This window comes from Micromonospora aridisoli, from assembly GCF_056150025.1.
In genome coordinates, this window is record NZ_JAXCFK010000001.1 from 604,932 (window position 1) to 622,181 (window position 17,250).

Consider the following 17,250-nt stretch of genomic DNA (forward strand, 5'->3'; position numbering starts at 1 on the left):
GCAGCGGTCAGCGGTCAGCGGGCAGCGGTCAGCGGTGTGCGGGGGATGCAAAAAGCCGGCCGGAGACATCCTCTGGATGTCTCCGGCCGGCTTATGTCGGGGTCGCTGAGCCCTCAGTTGGCCATCAGGTCGGCGCCGCGCCAGTTGAACTCCGGGTCCGTCGCGTACCGTACGGTGATCTTGACTAGATCCTCGGCGTACTTGTTGGCGTGGTGCCCACAGAACACCAGCTCACTGCCACCCGCCAGGGTGATCCGGAGCTTGCCGGCGGCATTGCAGCGGTCGCACCGTTCATCGGCGGCCGGGGGGCTCACCGTCTCGGGCGGCGGCGTGAGGGTCGGGGTCATCGCCTTCCTCCTCTGGTCGTCACCGATGAACACTCTCTTCGGTCTTGGTCACCTATCGTGCAACACCCTTGGCGGGCCTCGCCTTCCCTGTGTGCCCGCGGGGGACCGAGGTCACACATGGCACGGACAGTGTGCCGTGCCCCCAGGGTGCCACGTCAACGATCACAATCGTGCAACCACCTGATCACCATCCGACGTTGCACACCAGGTGATCAAAACGGCACGTTCGGTTGACGGATCCTGATCAGTCGAGGTAGTCGCGCAGCACCTGGGAACGGGACGGGTGCCGGAGCTTGGACATCGTCTTGGACTCGATCTGCCGGATCCGCTCCCGGGTCACCCCGTAGACCTGACCGATCTCGTCAAGCGTACGCGGCTGGCCGTCGGTCAGCCCGAACCGGAGACGTACCACACCCGCCTCACGCTCGGACAACGTCTGGAGGACCTGCTGGAGCTGGTCTTGGAGCAGGGAGAAGGAGACCGCGTCGACCGCGACGACCGCCTCCGAGTCCTCGATGAAGTCACCGAGCTGGCTGTCGCCCTCGTCACCGATGGTCTGGTCGAGCGAGATGGGCTCCCGGGCGTACTGCTGGATCTCCAGCACCTTCTCCGGTGTGATGTCCATCTCCTTGGCCAGCTCCTCCGGCGTGGGCTCCCGGCCCAGGTCCTGGAGCAGCTCCCGCTGGATCCGGCCCAGCTTGTTGATCACCTCGACCATGTGGACCGGGATGCGGATGGTGCGGGCCTGGTCGGCCATGGCGCGGGTGATGGCCTGGCGGATCCACCAGGTGGCGTAGGTGGAGAACTTGTAGCCCTTGGTGTAGTCGAACTTCTCGACGGCGCGGATGAGGCCGAGGTTGCCTTCCTGGATGAGGTCGAGGAAGGCCATGCCGCGGCCGGTGTACCGCTTGGCCAGCGAGACGACCAGGCGCAGGTTCGCCTCCAACAGGTGGTTCTTGGCGCGCTCGCCGTCCCGGGAGATCCAGAGCAGGTCGCGCTGCATGTCCCGGGCGAGCTTCTCCTCGCCCTCGTCGGCCGCCCGCAGACGCTCCGCGGCGTAGAGCCCGGCCTCGATCCGCTTGGCCAGCTCCACCTCCTGCTCGGCGTTGAGCAGCGGGACCTTGCCGATCTGCTTCAGGTACGCCCGGACCGAGTCCGCCGAGGCGGTCAGCTCGGCGTCCCGGCGCGCCTGCTTGAGCGCCTCGGACTCCTCGTCGTCCCACTCGAAGTCGTTGTCGGTGGCGGAACTCGCCGCGTCGGCCGCGGCGGCCTGGGCCAGCTCCGCCGGCTCCTCGACCACCACGTCCTCGATCTCGGCGGCGAGTTCCTCGGGGTTGACCTCGCCCTCGGCCGCTTCGCCCTCGGGGCCCTTGCCCGCCGCCTTGGCCGGCTTGGCCGTACCCGTCGCGGCGGCCACCGTGGCCTTGGTGGCCCGGGTGGACTTCTTGGCCGGCGCGGCGGCCTTCGCGGCCACGTCCGCGGTGGTGCCGGCCGCCTTGCGCGAGGTCGCCTTCCGCGGGGCCGGTGCTGGCGCCTCCTCGGCCGCGGGTGCCTGCGTCGGGGCGGGCGCGGCCGCCTTCTTGGTGGTCTTGGCGGTGGTGGCCCGGGACGCGGGGGTGGCGGACCGGGCGGCGGCGACCCGTCGGCGGGTGCTGGCCGACCCGTCGACCACGACGGTCACCCCGGCCTCGGAGAGCGCCCGCAGGATCTTCTTGGCCTGGGCCGGAGTCACCTCGGCGGACTCGACGGTGCGCGCGAGCTGGGCCGACGTGAGCTGGCCGCCGGCGCTCTGCGCGTGGGCGATCAGGGTGTCGGTGAGCGAGCGAACGTCGGCGCCGGTCTGGCGGGGTTCTGTCACGAATGACCTTCCGGAGGCGAAGAGCGAGCACGGCCGGGTTCGTCCGACGCAGCGTGGGGCACCGCGCCGGGCGATGTGGTTGAGGAACCCTCGTGTCCCGGGCCGGCCGGCTGTCGGGCGGTCCGTGGCGCGTGGGCAGGGGTGAATTGTAACGCCGTCTGCGGCGACCATCCTGCGCCGCACGGCTGATCGACGGTTGGGACCGCCGATTCGGTGCGCTTTTGGACTTTGTAAGGATGATACCCGCGCGGAACCCGGATACCCGGCCGTGCGGGAAGGGGACGGAGATGGAGCGCTCGGCGCCACCGCCGCCGCAACTGCTGGAGATCGCGATCGAGGTGGCGCGGGGCGCGGCGGCGACCGCGTACCGGATGCGCACCGAGGGCGTCTCGGTCGCGGCGACCAAGAGCACCGTCACCGACGTGGTGACCGCGGCCGACCGGGCCGTGGAGCGCCAGATCACCGCCGAACTGCGCCGGCTACGGCCCCATGACGCGGTGCTGGGCGAGGAGTACGGCGCGGCGGCGCCCGACGACGGCCCCCGGGCCCGGGTGCGGTGGATCGTGGACCCGATCGACGGCACCGTCAACTACCTGTACGGACTGACGCACTGCGGGGTGTCGATCGCCGCGGAGGTGGACGGCCAGGTGGTGGCGGGCGTGGTACGCAACCTCCACACCGGCGAGGAGTGGACCGCGACCGTCGGCGGCGGCGCCTGGCGCGAGGGGCGGCGGTTGCGCTGCTCCACCGAGACCGATCTCGGTCAGGCGCTGGTGATCACCGGCTTCGGTTACGACTCCGCCCGCCGGGTCCATCAGGCCCGGGTGCTGACCGAGCTGATTTCGCACGTACGCGACATCCGCCGCCTCGGCGCCGCCGCCGTTGATCTCTGCCTGGTCGCCGAGGGGCGGGCCGACGCCTACTACGAGAAGGGCCTGGCCGCCTGGGACCAGGCGGCCGGCGCGCTGGTGGCCACCGAAGCCGGCCTGCGCGTCGGTGGGCTCAAGGGGTCGGACGCCGGGCCGGAGATGGTCATCGCCGCCCCGCCGGCGCTGTTCGACGCGCTGCACGACCGCCTGGCCGCCCTGGACGCCTCCGGCGGTCCCTGACACCGCTCGGCGGCTCGGCCGGTCGGCGAGCCGCCGAGCGGCCCGTCGGATGCTCAGTCGTCGACCGGCATCGGGCAGGAACCGGGCGGGGCGACCGGTGCGCCGAGATCGCCCAGCGACTGGTTGACCTCGGTGATGGTGGCCAACTGCTGGAAGCTGGTGCCCAGCACCACGTCGACGATGTCGTCCTCGCGCTTGGGGTTGTACTCCAGTTCGGCGTTGCCGAGGAAGTACGCCCGCAGCAGGTGGGCCGAGCCGACTCCCTTCGGGCCGTAACGCAGGACCGCCACGTCGTCGATCTTTTTCTTCTGGCTGGCTTCCTTCTGCACCTGGAAGTCCCGGTTCCGGAAGTCGTCTCCGACGCTGGCGGCCAGGCCGGGACGGTCCGTGCCGTTGAGCACGTTGATCTTGACATCCTTGTGGTCGCGCAGGGTCACGTCGGCGCGCGGCCAGTCATCGGGACAACCCTGGCCGACACCGGCGTTACCCTGGGTGTCCTTGACCAGGGCGATGACCACGAAGACCAGGGCGACCACCGCCAGCATGCCGACGACAACGAGTGCTCGCACTCGCGCAAAGCTCATCAGGGCACTCCCGGGCAATGGTGGGTGGCAGCGGCCGTCGGTCGGGCCGTCCCGGCGGCCGTCGGGTACGCCGCTGAGGTTAACGGGTGTCCGGCCGTCGCGTGGAAACAGTCCGACATGCCGGCGCGCCATCGGAGAACGGGGTAGTACTACCCCTATCTTCGTGTCGCCTGAGTCACATTGGGAACAACTTCCCGTGCAGGGGCGTACATCTCAGCCACGAGGGCGGTATACATGCCTCGCCCAAAGGGGGGGTAGGGTTCCGCGCTCGCCGGGGAGATCCTCTGGCGTCTGGCCCGAGCGGTCGTCGGGTCAGGTGGCCGACACTAGCGGTGGCCGGCCAGCGGAACCGAAACAGCGTCGTCCGGCGTTACAACCGGAAGCGACAACATCGAAATGGGAGAGTGAAACCGATGGCCACCGACTACGACGCCCCGCGCCGCGACGAGGTCGACCTCGGCGAGGACAGCCTGGAAGAGCTCAAGGCCCGGCGCGTCGACTCGCAGTCGGGCGCCGTGGACGTCGACGAGGCCGAAGTGGCTGAGAGCTTCGAGTTGCCCGGTGCCGACCTTGCTGACGAGGAACTGACGGTCAAGGTGCTGCCGATGCAGCAGGACGAGTTCCGCTGTGCCCGCTGCTTCCTGGTGCACCACCGCAGTCAGTTGGCGGTGGAGCGCAACGGCGAGCTGATCTGCCGAGAGTGCGTCTGACAGCAGGGCGACGACCACGATCACGGCGGCGACTCCCGAGTGGAGTCGCCGCCGCCCGGCTCGGCGAGCGCCGCGCCGCCCAACCTGGTTGACTCGTTATTCATGAGCGAGCGCGACGAGCGTGCCGAGAACGGTACGGGCGAGCTGGGGGCGACGGTCGCGGCGCTGACCGCCGACGAGATCGAGCCGGCAAAACGACGTCAACTGCTCGCCCGGCTGGTGGGGCAGGCCCGCGCCCGGGGAATCGGCGACCTGTTCAAGCCGAAGGCCGCGCTGCGCTGGATGGTGGACACGGTCGCCGAGATCGCCCCCCACGTACCCGTCCGGGACCTCGCCACCCTGCGGCGGCACTTTCCCGGGTTGGACGACGAGGAGTTGGCCGACCGGCTGGTCCGCAACGCGTCCCGGGCGACGGCGGGAGTCGGCGCGGCCGGCGGGGGCGCCTCGGCGGTCCAGTGGACGGTCACGCCGAGCCTGCTCTCCGCCCCGGTGCTGCTCGCCGCCGAGACCGTCGCGGTGGTGGCGGTGGAGCTGAAGCTGACCGGCGAGCTGCACGAGATCTACGGCGCACCGCTGCCGGCCGGCGGCACCGAACGGACGGTCGCCCTGGTGCAGGCCTGGGCCAACCAGCGCGGGGTCAACCCGATGATGCCCGGTGTCGGCGTGGGTGCCGTGCTGGGCACTGCCGCCCGGCACGAACTGCGGGACACCCTGCTCAAGCGCTTCGGCCGCAACCTGACCACGCTGGGCCCCTTCCTCACCGGCGCGGCCGTGGCGAGTTACCTGAACCGGCGGGCCACCCGGACGCTGGCCGACCAGCTCCGCGCCGATCTGCGCCGGCAACGGCGTGGCCTGCCCGGCGTACCACCGGCCCCGCCCGCGTTGCCCGGCTCCTCCTGACCGTCGGTCGGGTCGGAGCCGGTGCCACCCGGATCGCCGGTGCGTCGGGACAGCTCGACCGGCGGACGTGGTGGCGGCCCGCCAGCGCCGCCGTCGAAGTGTCCGGTCAGCGCGCCGCGTCGCGGGCGGCCAGCAGGGCGTCGGCCAGCTCGACCGGATGCCGGGAACTGACCACCCAGAACGGTGTGGGGTCAGCCGGATCGTCCAGCACCACCTGGACCGCGCCGGGGATCCACGGTCGCTGGACGACGAACGCCAGCGGGTCGGCACCGACGCCGAGCACCTCACGCCGACCCTCGGCGTCCAGCGCGACGGCGTCGGCGACGAACCGGACGGGTAGCCGGGCGTCGTCGACCCGCAGCTCGCCGTCGACCACGGCGACCCTGATTCGGCCCAGCCACGCCAGCCCGGCCACGGCTGCCGGCAGCAGCACCGCGAACGGCAGCCAGGCGCGTACACCGGCGGCGCCCATCCACACCTCGACGGCGAGCAGGGCCGCGGCGACGAGCCCTGCGAGCCACAACCACCAGGGCAGACGCAGCCGTTCGGTGTAGGCCGGGGCCGTCGAGACGGACGAGGAAGACGGTGACTGGCTCACTCGTGCCAGGGTACGGCGCGGCGACGCCCGGGTACCGGGCAGGATGACAGGGTCACCCCCAGCGGAACGGACGAAAGAGGGACATCGTGACCGACGTGGTGCCCGTGCCGGTCCGGCGGCTCGACCCCGAGCTGCCGATGCCGGCGTACGCCCATCCCGGTGACGCCGGTGCCGACCTGGTGGCGGCCGCCGACGTGGAACTGCCACCCGGCGGCCGGGCACTGGTGCCGACCGGGGTGGCGATCGCCCTGCCGGAGGGGTACGTGGGCCTGGTGCACCCCCGATCGGGGCTCGCCGCCAGACTCGGCGTGACGGTGCTCAACGCGCCCGGTACGGTCGACGCCGGCTACCGGGGTGAGATCCTGGTCAACCTGATCAACCATGACCGGGCCGTGCCGGTGAAGATCTCCCGGGGCGACCGGATCGCGCAACTGGTTGTGCAGCGGGTGGAACGGGCGGTCTTCCAGCCGGTGGCCGAGTTGCCCGGGTCCGGACGGGGGACCGGTGGGCACGGCTCCACCGGCGGGCACGCCGGACTGGTACCGCCGCCGGCCACGGACGGCGCGGATGGACGAGATGGCACCGTGAGTGCGAACAGCGGAGGTTGGACGCAGTGATCTTCTCCCGAAAGCGGGCCGCGGGACGGCACGCCCGTGACGAGCGGGCCCTCGACGTGCCCGACACCGCCGAGGGCACCGTACCGGCCCCGGCGGAGCCGGCGCGCGGCCCGTACGACGTCACCGAGGCCCCGGCCGGGGTGCAGCGGCTCGATCTGGGCAGCCTGCAGATCCCAGCGGTGCCCGGGGTCGAGGTGCGGGTGCAGGCCGACCAGCAGGGGGTGATCCAGCAGGTCGTGCTGGTGCACGGCCAGAGCGCCCTGCAGCTCGGTGTCTTCGCCGCCCCCCGTTCCGAGGGCATCTGGGACGAGGTGCGCGAGGAGATCCGCCAGTCCCTGCTCGCCGACGGGGCCGCCGCGCAGGAGGTCACCGGCGAGTACGGCACCGAGCTGCACGCCCGGGTACGCACCGAGGACGGCCTGACCGACCTGCGGTTCGTCGGCGTCGACGGACCGCGCTGGATGGTCCGCGCGGTGTACCAGGGTGCGGCGGCCACCGATCCCGCCGCCGCCGGCCCGCTGGCCCACTGCCTGGACGGGCTGGTCGTCGACCGGGGAGCCGAGGCCAAGCCGGTACGTGAGCCGCTGCCACTGCGGCTGCCGCGCGAGGCGGGTGAGCAGGCGACGGCGGACCCGGCCGCCGGAGGGGCCGACGCGGCGTCGGCGCCCGGCGTCCGCTGAGCGCTCGGTGGGGCCGGGGCTCCGCCGCGACAGCGGCCGGGCGAGCGTTTCCGGTGCGCCGGAGACGCCCTGTCCGGCGTACGCTGGCGGGTGCCGTCCGGCGTCGCCGGGCGGTGGTTCCGGTACCGACCGGCCGGCGTGGAGAGGGTGACGCGGAGCTCATGACCACCGACGAGGGTCGGGGTTCGCTGCGGCGGATGCTGCGACGGCTCACCGCGAGCGAGGCCGAGATCGAGGCGCAGCAGTTGCAGCGGGAGAGCGCCCGCTGTGGTGCGATGCCGGTCCTACAGTGTGCGCGGGGGCAGATGGTGTCGGTCAGCGGCCGGCTGCGTACCGTCGTCTACACCCCCCGGACGAACCTGCCGGCGCTGGAGGCGGAGCTCTACGACGGCAGCGATGTCGTGATGCTGGTCTGGCTCGGGCGGCGGCACATCGTCGGCATCGAGCCGGGACGACACCTGACGGCCCGGGGGAGGGTCGCGGTGCGCGACGACCGCAAGGTGATCTACAACCCGTACTACGAGCTGGAGCCGTCGAAGTGAACTTGCGGGCGTTGCGGATGGACAGCGGGCGATGACGACCGGACAGCACCCGGCGACCCAGCCGGAGATCGGGCCGGCGGACGAGGAGCGGTTGCCCACCGTCGCCGAGCAGATGGCCGACCAGCTCGGGGGCTGGCGAGGGCTGGCCGAGTCCAGCATCCCGGTGGTGGTCTTCGTGATCGCCAACATCGTCGGCGAGCTGCGGCCCGCCGTGATCGCCTCGGTGGCGGTGGCGGTGCTGATCGGCGGGTTGCGGTTGGCTCAGCGCCGGCCGGTGCGGCACGCGGTCAACGGGCTGTTCGGCATCGGGATCGGTGCCGCCATCGCCTGGCGTACGGGCGATGCGCGCGACTTCTACCTGCCGGGGATCCTCTACGGCATCGGCTACGGCCTGGCCCTGCTGCTCTCGGCGGCGATCCGGCAGCCGCTGGTCGGCTGGATCTGGTCGGTGCTGGTGGCCAAGGGCAGCGCCGAGTGGCGCGACGATCCCCGGCTGGTCCGCACCTTCACCAGGCTGACCGTGCTCTGGGGGGTGGTGTGGCTGGCCAAGGTCGGTGTGCAGGCCGCCATCTACCTCGCGGCCCGCCGGTTCGACCAGCTCGGCGACGAGGCCGCCGCCGCGGACATGGAGACCGCGCTCGGGGTGGCGCGGCTGGTCCTGGGCTACCCGCCGTACGTGCTGCTGCTGCTGATCACCGTCTGGACGGTGCGGCGGGTGACCCGCGAGCGCTCCGCGGAGCCGCTGACGAGCTGAACCCGCCGCCGACGGTGATCTGCTCGGCTCGGCCGGGTGGCCCCGCCGTGATCGATCGGGGTGCTGCGGTCAGCGTGACTCGCGGGTGCGTTCGACGCTGTCCGCGCCGAGCATCACCGCCCGTACGGCGTCCTCGACCTCGGCGGTGCAGACGAAGACCAGTTCGTCGCCGGCCTCGACCGGGTCGTCCGCGCTGGGCACCAGGACCCGCTTGCCGCGCAGGATCGCCACCAGCGCGGAGTCCCGGGGCAGCGGCACCTCCCGCAGCGGACGCCCGACGTAGGGCGCGGTCGGCGGCAACGTGATCTCGACCAGGTTCGCCTCGCCCTGCCGGAACGTCATCAGGCGGACCAGGTCGCCGACCGTCACCGCCTCCTCGACCAGCGCGGCCATCACCCGTGGCTTGCTGACCGCCACGTCGACGCCCCACTGCTCGGTGAACAGCCACTCGTTCTCGGCCCGGTTGACCCGGGCGACCACCCGGGGCACGGCGAACTCGGTCTTGGCCAGCAGCGAGACCACGAGGTTGACCTTGTCGTCGCCGGTGGCCGCGACCACCACGTCGCAGCCGGCCAGCTCGGCCTCCTCCAGGCTGGTCAGCTCGCAGGCGTCGGCCAGCACCCACTCCGCGTCCGGCACCCGGGCCGGCCGGAGCATCCGTGGCTGGCGCTCGATCAGCATCACCTGGTGGCCGTTCTCGATCAACTCCTGGGCGATGGAGCGGCCCACGTTGCCGGCGCCCGCGATGGCAACCCGCATGATCACTGCCCCCCTTCCGGCGCTGCCGCCACCGACGTGACCGTCGCCACCATGTCGTCGGTGACCAGCATGAAGAGCTGGTCACCCTCCTGCACCACGCTGGACGCGGTGGGCAGCGTGCCGATGCCGAACCGGATCAGGTACGCCACCCGGGCCCCGGTCGCCTCCTCCAGGGTGCGCACCGGGCGGCCGATCCATTCCTTGTGCACCGGCACCTCCACGATCGAGACGGTGCTGGTGGGGTCGCGGAAGATCTCCACGTTGCCCTCGGGCAGCAGGTGCCGCAACATCCGATCGGCCGTCCACCGGACGGTGGCCACGGTGGGAATGCCCAGCCGCTCGTAGACCTGGGCGCGGCGCTGGTCGTAGATGCGGGCCGCCACGCGGCTCACGCCGAAGGTCTCGCGGGCCAACCGGGCCGAGATGATGTTGGAGTTGTCGCCGCTGGAGACGGCGGCGAAGGCGTCCGCCCGCTCGATGCCGGCCTGGCGCAGCACGTCGCCGTCGAAGCCGGCCCCGGTGACGGTGACGCCGGCGAAATCGGGCCGTAGCCGGCGGAAGGCGTCCGCGTCCTGGTCGATGACCGCTACCGAGTGCCCCCGGGACTCCAGGTTGTGGGCCAGGGTCGAGCCGACCCGGCCACATCCCATGATCACGACATGCACGCTGCCTCCCACGATGCGTACCGCTGCGCCTCGTCGCCTGCGAGCCTGCCACCTCGGGGCCACGGACGGGGACCGACGGTACTCCGGCATCGGGGCCGCCCGCAGCCGGCCACCCCACGCGCCCGCCGTCGGTGGTCGTACGCTTTGCCGTTGTGGCCCGATCCACCTCCCTGCTGAAGCGGCTGCTCGTCGGCCGGCCGTTCCGGTCCGACCGGCTGAAGCACACCCTCCTGCCGAAGCGCATCGCCCTGCCCGTCTTCGCCTCCGACGCGCTGTCCAGCGTCGCGTACGCGCCGGACGAGATCCTGCTGATGCTCTCCATCGCGGGCGCCTCGGCGTTCGTGTTCTCGCCGTGGGTCGCCTTCGGCGTGGTCGTGGTCATGCTGACCGTGGTCGCCAGCTACCGGCAGAACGTGCACGCCTACCCGTCCGGCGGCGGCGACTACGAGGTGGCCACGGTGAACCTCGGTCCGCGCGCCGGGGTGGGGGTGGCCAGCGCGCTGCTGGTGGACTACGTGCTGACCGTCGCCGTGTCGGTCGCCTCCGGGGTGGCCAACCTCGGCTCGGTCATTCCCTTCGTGGCGACCCACAAGGTGCTCGTCGCGGTCTGCGCCGTGGTGCTGTTGACCGCGGTCAACCTGCGCGGGATCAAGGAGGCGGGCAGCGCGTTCGCCATCCCGACGTACGGCTTCATGATCGTCATAATCGGCATGATCGTCACCGGCCTGGTCCGGATCGTCGTGCTCGGTGAGGACCTGCGCGCCCCCAGCGCAGATCTGGTCATCGCCGCCGAGTGGCACGACACCACCGGCTGGGCGATGGCGTTCCTGCTGCTGCGTAGCTTCTCCTCCGGCTGCGCCGCGCTGACCGGCGTGGAGGCGATCTCCAACGGGGTGCCGGCGTTCAAGGCACCGAAGAGTCGCAACGCCGCCACCACTCTGCTGATGCTCGGTCTGGTCTCGGTGACCATGCTGGTCGGCATCATCTGGCTGGCCCGGCTCACCGGCCTGCAGTTCGTCGAGGATCCGGGGCTACAGATCGTCGCCGGCCCGGACGGGTACGTGCAGAAGACGGTCACCGCCCAACTCGGTGAGACGATCTTCGGGCCCGGTTCGGTACTGCTGTTCCTGGTCGTCGGAGTGACCGCCACGATCCTGTTCGTGGCGGCCAACACGGCCTTCACCGGCTTCCCGGTGCTCGGCTCGATCCTCGCCCAGGACCGCTACCTGCCCCGCCAGCTGCACACCCGGGGTGACCGGCTCGCCTTCTCCAACGGCATCCTCTTCCTGGCCGGCTTCGCGATCCTGCTGATCATCGGTTTCCAGGCCGAGGTGACCAAGCTCATCCAGCTCTACATCGTGGGTGTCTTCGTCTCGTTCACCCTCTCCCAGGCCGGGATGATCCGGCACTGGAACCGGCTGCTGCGGACCGAGCGGGATCCGTTGGTGCGCCGCCGGATGCTGCGGTCCCGGGCGATCAACGCGTTCGGCATGGCGATGACCGCCGCGGTGCTGGTGATCGTCCTGATCACCAAGTTCCTGCTCGGCGCCTGGATCGCCCTCGTCGCGATGGGGCTGATCTACGTGCTGATGCTGGCCATCCGGCGGCACTACGACCGGGTGGCCGAGGAGCTGGCCCCCGACGAGGGGCGGCCGGTGCTGCCGGCCCGCAACCACGCCATCGTGCTGGTCAGCAAGCTGCACCAACCCGCCTTGCGGGCGGTGGCGTACGCGCAGGCCACCCGACCGGACACGATCACCGCGGTGACCGTCAACGTCGACGACCACGACACCCGGCAGTTGCAGGCAGACTGGGAACGGCGGGGCGTGCCGATCCCGCTGACCGTCATCGACTCGCCGTACCGGGAGATCACCCGCCCGATCCTGAACTACGTGGCCGGGGTCCGCCGGGAGTCGCCGCGCGACGTGGTCACGGTCTTCATCCCCGAGTACGTGGTGGGACGCTGGTGGGAGAACCTGCTGCACAACCAGAGCGCGCTGCGGCTCAAGGGCCGGCTGCTGTTCGAGCCGGGGGTGATGGTGACCAGCGTGCCGTGGCAGCTCGCCTCGACGGCCGGCAAGGACCTGGACCGGATGGACGCCACGCTCACCCGTGGTCCCGTCCGCGGCCCCCGGGTCGCCCCGCGGGGCACCCTGCCACCCGTCGTGCCGCCGCTGGACGGCGAGCGAGCGGACGGGGAGCCGCGATGAGCGGGCGGGTCGTGCGGCGCAGGGCGGTGGTGCCTCGTGACGCCGAGCGTGGCGAGGTGGGGGCGATGAGCGGCCTGGAGGAGGCCGAGCGGGTCGAGTTGACGGTGGCGGCGGTCGCCCCCGGGGGACACTGCGTGGCCCGGGTGGACGGCCAGGTGGTCTTCGTCCGGCACGCGCTGCCCGGTGAGCGGGTGCTGGCCGAGGTGACCGAGGTGCACCGGGGCTTCGTCCGGGCCGACGCGGTCACCGTGCTGGAGGCGGCCCCGGAGCGGGTCACCCCGCCCTGCCCGTACGCGCGACCGGGCCGCTGCGGCGGCTGCGACCTGCAGCACGTCGCCCCGGACGCCCAGCTGAGCTGGAAGACGGCGGTGGTGCGGGAGCAACTCGTCCGCCTCGGCGGCCTGGACGAGACCCAGTGCGACGCGCTGGGCCTACGGGTGGTGGCGTTGCCGGGTGGACCGCTCGGGTGGCGGTCCCGGGTCCGCTACGCGGTCGACGCGGCGGGCCGTGCCGGGCTGCTGAAGCACCGGTCGAACGAGGTGGTGCCGATCGACCGGTGTCTGATCGCCCACCCGGCCATCCAGGAGCTGCCGGTGCTCGCCGCCACCGGGGCCAGTTGGCCGGACGACGAGGCGGTGGAGGCCGTCGCCACCACCGGCGGGGACGTGGCGGTGACCGCCGTCGCGGCCGGGGCCAGCCGCCGGGTCAGCGGCCCGGAGCGGGTCCGGGAACGGGCCGCCGGCCGGGAGTGGGTGCTGCCCGCCTCGTCGTTCTGGCAGGTGCACCCGGCCGCCGCGGACACCCTGGTCGGTGCGGTACTGGAGCTGACCGACCCGCGACCGGGGGAGCGGGCCTGGGATCTCTACGGCGGTGCCGGGTTGTTCGCGGCCGCGCTGGCCGATCGGGTCGGCGAGGGTGGGCGGGTCACCCTGGTCGAGGCGGCCGGCGACGGCGTGACCGCGGCCCGGGAGAACCTGCGCGACCTGCCCACCGTCGAGGTGGTGGCCGCCCGGGTGGAGACCGCGCTGGCCCGTCGCCGGGTCACCGGACCGGTCGACGTGGTGGTGCTCGACCCGCCCCGGACCGGCGCCGGTGCCCGGGTGGTGCGCGACGTGGTGGCCGCCGGGCCGCGGGCGGTGGCGTACGTGGCCTGTGATCCCGCCGCGTTCGCCCGGGACCTGCGGGTCTTCGCCGAGCTGGGCTGGCGGCTGACGACGCTGCGCGGGTACGACCTGTTTCCGATGACCCGGCACGTGGAACTGGTCGGGCTATTCTCGCCGGCCTGACCGCAGGTCGCCACGCCGGCCACGGGTGCGGGGCTGATCAGGTGCTCAGTCCCGTTGGTCGCCGCGCCCGGGCTGCGGGGTGCGCGAGGGCCGATAGACTCTGCGGTCATGAGTGTTGAAGAGGACACGGCCAACCACGGCCGGCTGCTGGCCACGGTGCAGGGTCCCCAGGACGTCAAGCGGATGTCGGCCACCGAGCTGGACATCCTCGCCGCCGAGATCCGCGACTTCCTGATCGCCAAGGTGTCGCGCACCGGCGGGCACATCGGGCCCAACCTGGGCGTGGTGGAGCTCACCCTCGCCCTGCACCGGGTCTTCGACTCTCCCCGGGACCGGCTGCTCTTCGACACCGGCCACCAGGCGTACGTTCACAAGATCCTCACCGGCCGGCAGGAGGGCTTCGACCAGCTGAAGCAGCGCGGCGGGCTCTCCGGCTACCCCAACCAGGCCGAGAGCGAACACGACATCATCGAGAACTCGCACGCCTCGACCGCCCTGTCGTATGCCGACGGGCTGGCCAAGGCGTACGCGTTGCGCGGCGAGTCGCGCAGCGTCGTCGCGCTGGTCGGTGACGGCGCGCTGACCGGCGGCATGTGCTGGGAGGCGCTGAACAACATCGCGGCCACCGGCAACCCCCTGGTCATCGTGGTCAACGACAACGGCCGCTCGTACGCGCCGACCATCGGCGGTCTCGCCGACCACCTCTCCACGCTGCGGCTGAACCCCGGCTACGAGAAGGTCCTCGACACGGTCAAGGACGCCCTCGGCTCGACCCCGCTGGTCGGCAAGCCGATGTACGAGGTGCTGCACGCGGTCAAGAAGGGCATCAAGGACGCGGTCGCACCGCAGGCGATGTTCGAGGACCTGGGCATCAAGTACGTCGGCCCGGTCGACGGGCACGACGTCGCCGCCGTCGAGACGGCGCTGCGGGCGGCGAAGAACTTCGGCGGCCCGGTGATCGTGCACGCGGTCACCCGCAAGGGCTACGGCTACCGCCCCGCCGAGGAGGACGAGGCGGACTGCTTCCACGGTCCGGGCGCGTTCGACATCGCCACCGGCAAGTCGACCGCTGCGCCGTCGCTGAAGTGGACCCACGTCTTCGCCGACGAGCTGGTCGCGATCGCCGACGAGCGGCCCGACGTGGTGGGCATCACCGCGGCGATGGCCGAGCCGACCGGCATCGCGAAGCTGGCCCGCAAGTACCCGGAGCGCACCTACGACGTGGGCATCGCCGAGCAGCACGCGGCCACCTCGGCGGCCGGCCTGGCGCTCGGCGGGCTGCATCCGGTGGTGGCGGTCTACGCGACCTTCCTGAACCGGGCCTTCGACCAGGTCCTGCTGGACGTGGCGATGCACAAGCTGCCGGTCACCTTCGTGCTGGACCGCGCCGGCATCACCGGTCCCGACGGGCCGAGCCACTACGGCATCTGGGACATGTCGGTCTTCGGGGTGGTGCCCGGCCTGCGGATCGCCGCGCCCCGGGACGCCGCCACGCTGCGTGAGGAGCTGCGCGAGGCGGTCGCCGTCGACGACGGCCCGACCGTGGTCCGCTTCCCCACCGGTGCGGTCCCCGCCGACCTGCCCGCCGTACGCCGGGTCGGGCCGGTCGACGTGCTGGTGGAGTCGGCGCGTACCGATGTGCTGCTGGTCGCCGTGGGCGCCTTCGGCCAGCTCGGCACGGAGGTTGCCGCCCGGGTCGCGGAGCAGGGCTACGGGGTGACCGTGGTCGACCCGCGCTGGGTGCGTCCGGTGCCGGCGGAGCTGGTCGAGTTGGCCGCCGAGCATCGGCTGGTGGTCACGGTCGAGGACGGTGTCCGGGTCGGCGGGGTCGGCGACGCTCTCGCGCAGGCGATGCGCGACGCGGATGTCCGGGTGCCGCTGCGCGACCTGGGCGTGCCGGCGGGCTGGCATCCGCACGGCTCCCGCAGCCAGATCCTGGCCGACCTCGGCCTGACCGCCCAGGACGTGGCCCGCGACGTCACCGGCTGGATCTCCCGCCTCGACACCGATGCGGTCAACCCGCCCCGCTTCGTCCCCCAGACCACCCCCACCCCCAACTGACCCCACCCCACCCGGTGCCGCACACGCGCGCCGTGCCGCCTCGTTGATCATGAAGTTGTTGTCGCTCCGTCCGGCGTGGCGGGACAACAACCTCATGATCAACGAGGTCTAGGGGGAGGGGAGGGGTCAGCGGCGGGGGGAGCCGGCGGAGCGGTAGTGGGTCTTCTCGTCGGCGGCGAGGCTGAAGGTCTCGCGGCGCTCGGGGAGCGGGGCCACCACCAGGCCGGGGCGGTCGACCAGACGGGTCGTGTTCGGCGGCACCGACAGCGTGGTGTCCTTGGTGGCACGCCAGCTCAGCACGACCAGCGGCCGATCCGGCACCGGCAGCTCGTAGACCTGCAACGGGTTGGTCCGGTCGGCGGGGGAGAGCACCACCGGGCCGCCACCGGCCGGCCGGTACACCACGGCGCTCATGGTGCCCTCGGCGCTCTCCCAGGTCAGTTGCTCCAACTCGCCCGCCGGCTCGCCGTCGTCGAGCGTGAGCTCGCCGAGCGTACGCACGGCCAGCTTCGCCTTCGGCCAGGACGCCGGTACCGACTGGGGGACGTCCCGGTCGCCGACGCGCCGCAGGAGGCTGCCGAACGGACCGTCCTCGCCGGCCAGCAGGCACGTGTCGAGCCCGGTCAGGGCGCGCCGACCGGAGCCGCTCTCGTCGCGGACCAGCGGATAGCGGGGTGCGGCGGTGCCGGTGCCGAGGTCGAGCAGCCGGTCGGCGGTCCGACCCCGGGGCAGCGACTCGGTGGAGCGCAGGGTGGCCGTCACGGTCGCCGCCCGACACCGGGGCACCTCGACCGGATCGGTCAGGCCGTCGGCGCCGGGCACGACGCGGCCGTTCGGCCCGACCAGCCGCCGGACCCGTTCGGAGGTCAGATACCGCCGCCCGTCGGGCGACTGGACCGGCAACACGTCGGAGTAGACCAGGTAACCGGGATCGGTGTACTCGGTCGCGTGGCTGACCACGTACCCGTCACCGTCGCCGGTGAGTTGCAACAGCCAGGACGCGGCCTCGCCGGGTACCGACGCGGCGACCAGGGCCAACGGTACGCCGTCCACCTCACCGGAGAAGAGAATGCCGGAGGAGGGCACGTGCACCCGATCGTCCACGGGCGAGCGCCAGTCGAGTACCGCCTCGGTCACGGCGGCTGTCGCCGCGGCGTCCTCGGCCAGCGATCCGCGCGGCGGCCAGACCGTCAACGAACCGTCCATGCTGTCGTAGCCGACCCGTAGGTCCCGCGGCTGACGGTCGGCGACCGGCCCGCAGGCGGTGGCGGCGATCAGCAGGGTGGACAGGCCGGTGGCGGTGAAGCCGCGCCAGCGGGCTGGAGCCACCTGTCACGCCCCCCGATCGGATCGCGTTGTCGTGTCGGAGGGCAATAGTACGAGATGTCCCGGCGACGCTTCGTGTCGCCTTACGCTGCGTCGCGCGGGTGCGGACCGACCACAGCGGACACCGCGTCGACTTTGGGGCTATTTCCCTACTCGGGTAGACTCCGCCGACTGTGACGCCTGCTGAGACCCGCGCCGCCGCGCCGCCGAGATCTGCCGACGTCGCCGACTCTCCGTCCGAAGT

The 17,250-nt window shown here is 72.2% G+C and carries 17 protein-coding genes; 10 read left to right on the forward strand and 7 right to left on the reverse strand.

All coding sequences use genetic code 11. The features are described from left to right. Positions 1-113: 113 nt before the first annotated feature. Positions 114-347, reverse strand: a complete 234-nt coding sequence (locus tag SM447_RS02780; RefSeq protein WP_145775696.1) for a DUF7455 domain-containing protein — start codon at positions 345-347, stop codon at positions 114-116. Between the two features lie 244 nt (positions 348-591). Then, positions 592-2,205 carry an RNA polymerase sigma factor gene (locus SM447_RS02785; RefSeq protein ID WP_474571102.1) on the reverse strand — a complete coding sequence of 538 codons (1,614 nt, stop codon included), beginning with the start codon at positions 2,203-2,205 and terminating at the stop codon, positions 592-594. Positions 2,206-2,492: 287 nt separating this feature from the next. Between SM447_RS02785 and SM447_RS02790 the strand changes: the two genes are divergently transcribed. Further along, a complete protein-coding gene (locus tag SM447_RS02790) occupies positions 2,493-3,314 on the forward strand; it encodes an inositol monophosphatase family protein (protein ID WP_474571103.1) in 822 nt (273 codons plus the stop codon). Positions 3,315-3,367: 53 nt separating this feature from the next. Here SM447_RS02790 and SM447_RS02795 read toward each other — a convergent pair whose 3' ends face one another. Beyond that, positions 3,368-3,883, reverse strand: a complete 516-nt coding sequence (locus SM447_RS02795) for a LytR C-terminal domain-containing protein (RefSeq protein ID WP_474571253.1) — start codon at positions 3,881-3,883, stop codon at positions 3,368-3,370. Between the two features lie 428 nt (positions 3,884-4,311). On the opposite strand from SM447_RS02795, the gene SM447_RS02800 reads away from it, so the two are divergent. Then, entirely contained in the window at positions 4,312-4,608 is a 297-nt protein-coding gene (locus SM447_RS02800; RefSeq protein WP_007075406.1) for a DUF4193 domain-containing protein, read from the forward strand. A gap of 102 nt (positions 4,609-4,710) precedes the next feature. After that, positions 4,711-5,508, forward strand: coding sequence for a hypothetical protein (locus SM447_RS02805; RefSeq protein ID WP_474571104.1), 798 nt, complete (start codon positions 4,711-4,713; stop codon positions 5,506-5,508). 106 nt (positions 5,509-5,614) lie between these two features. On the opposite strand, the gene SM447_RS02810 is transcribed toward SM447_RS02805, so the two are convergent. Continuing rightward, positions 5,615-6,115: a DUF3093 domain-containing protein gene (locus SM447_RS02810; RefSeq protein ID WP_474571254.1), complete on the reverse strand. Its 501-nt coding sequence runs from the start codon at positions 6,113-6,115 to the stop codon at positions 5,615-5,617. Between the two features lie 77 nt (positions 6,116-6,192). Here SM447_RS02810 and dut point away from each other — a divergent pair, with 77 nt between their 5' ends. From dut to SM447_RS02830, 4 genes are all read left to right on the forward strand, one after another. Beyond that, positions 6,193-6,723 carry a dUTP diphosphatase gene (dut, locus tag SM447_RS02815; RefSeq protein ID WP_474571105.1) on the forward strand — a complete coding sequence of 177 codons (531 nt, stop codon included), beginning with the start codon at positions 6,193-6,195 and terminating at the stop codon, positions 6,721-6,723. Next, on the forward strand, positions 6,720-7,403 hold the full coding sequence (locus SM447_RS02820) for a DUF3710 domain-containing protein (protein WP_474571106.1): 684 nt from the start codon (positions 6,720-6,722) through the stop codon (positions 7,401-7,403). Before dut ends, SM447_RS02820 begins: the two co-directional genes overlap by 4 nt. A gap of 161 nt (positions 7,404-7,564) precedes the next feature. Further along, entirely contained in the window at positions 7,565-7,945 is a 381-nt protein-coding gene (locus SM447_RS02825) for an OB-fold nucleic acid binding domain-containing protein (protein ID WP_474571107.1), read from the forward strand. A 31-nt stretch (positions 7,946-7,976) separates the two neighbouring features. Then, the gene (locus SM447_RS02830) at positions 7,977-8,699 is read left to right on the forward strand and encodes a DUF3159 domain-containing protein (protein WP_474571108.1); all 723 of its coding nucleotides are present in this window, start codon (positions 7,977-7,979) and stop codon (positions 8,697-8,699) included. A gap of 69 nt (positions 8,700-8,768) precedes the next feature. Here SM447_RS02830 and SM447_RS02835 read toward each other — a convergent pair whose 3' ends face one another. Further along, a complete protein-coding gene (locus SM447_RS02835; protein WP_474571109.1) occupies positions 8,769-9,458 on the reverse strand; it encodes a potassium channel family protein in 690 nt (229 codons plus the stop codon). Positions 9,459-9,460: 2 nt separating this feature from the next. Next, the gene (locus SM447_RS02840) at positions 9,461-10,123 is read right to left on the reverse strand and encodes a potassium channel family protein (protein ID WP_474571110.1); all 663 of its coding nucleotides are present in this window, start codon (positions 10,121-10,123) and stop codon (positions 9,461-9,463) included. Positions 10,124-10,275: 152 nt separating this feature from the next. Between SM447_RS02840 and SM447_RS02845 the strand changes: the two genes are divergently transcribed. The 3 genes from SM447_RS02845 to dxs all read left to right on the forward strand — a co-directional run bounded on the left by SM447_RS02845 (position 10,276) and on the right by dxs (position 15,680). Further along, on the forward strand, positions 10,276-12,333 hold the full coding sequence (locus SM447_RS02845; protein ID WP_474571111.1) for an APC family permease: 2,058 nt from the start codon (positions 10,276-10,278) through the stop codon (positions 12,331-12,333). A 65-nt stretch (positions 12,334-12,398) separates the two neighbouring features. Next, a complete protein-coding gene (locus SM447_RS02850; RefSeq protein WP_474571255.1) occupies positions 12,399-13,619 on the forward strand; it encodes a class I SAM-dependent RNA methyltransferase in 1,221 nt (406 codons plus the stop codon). 108 nt (positions 13,620-13,727) lie between these two features. Next, positions 13,728-15,680 (forward strand): 1-deoxy-D-xylulose-5-phosphate synthase, encoded by a 1,953-nt coding sequence (dxs, locus tag SM447_RS02855; protein ID WP_474571112.1) that lies wholly within the window; start codon positions 13,728-13,730, stop codon positions 15,678-15,680. Positions 15,681-15,806: 126 nt separating this feature from the next. Here dxs and SM447_RS02860 read toward each other — a convergent pair whose 3' ends face one another. Next, positions 15,807-17,009 (reverse strand): hypothetical protein, encoded by a 1,203-nt coding sequence (locus tag SM447_RS02860; protein WP_474571113.1) that lies wholly within the window; start codon positions 17,007-17,009, stop codon positions 15,807-15,809. Positions 17,010-17,250: the final 241 nt, after the last annotated feature.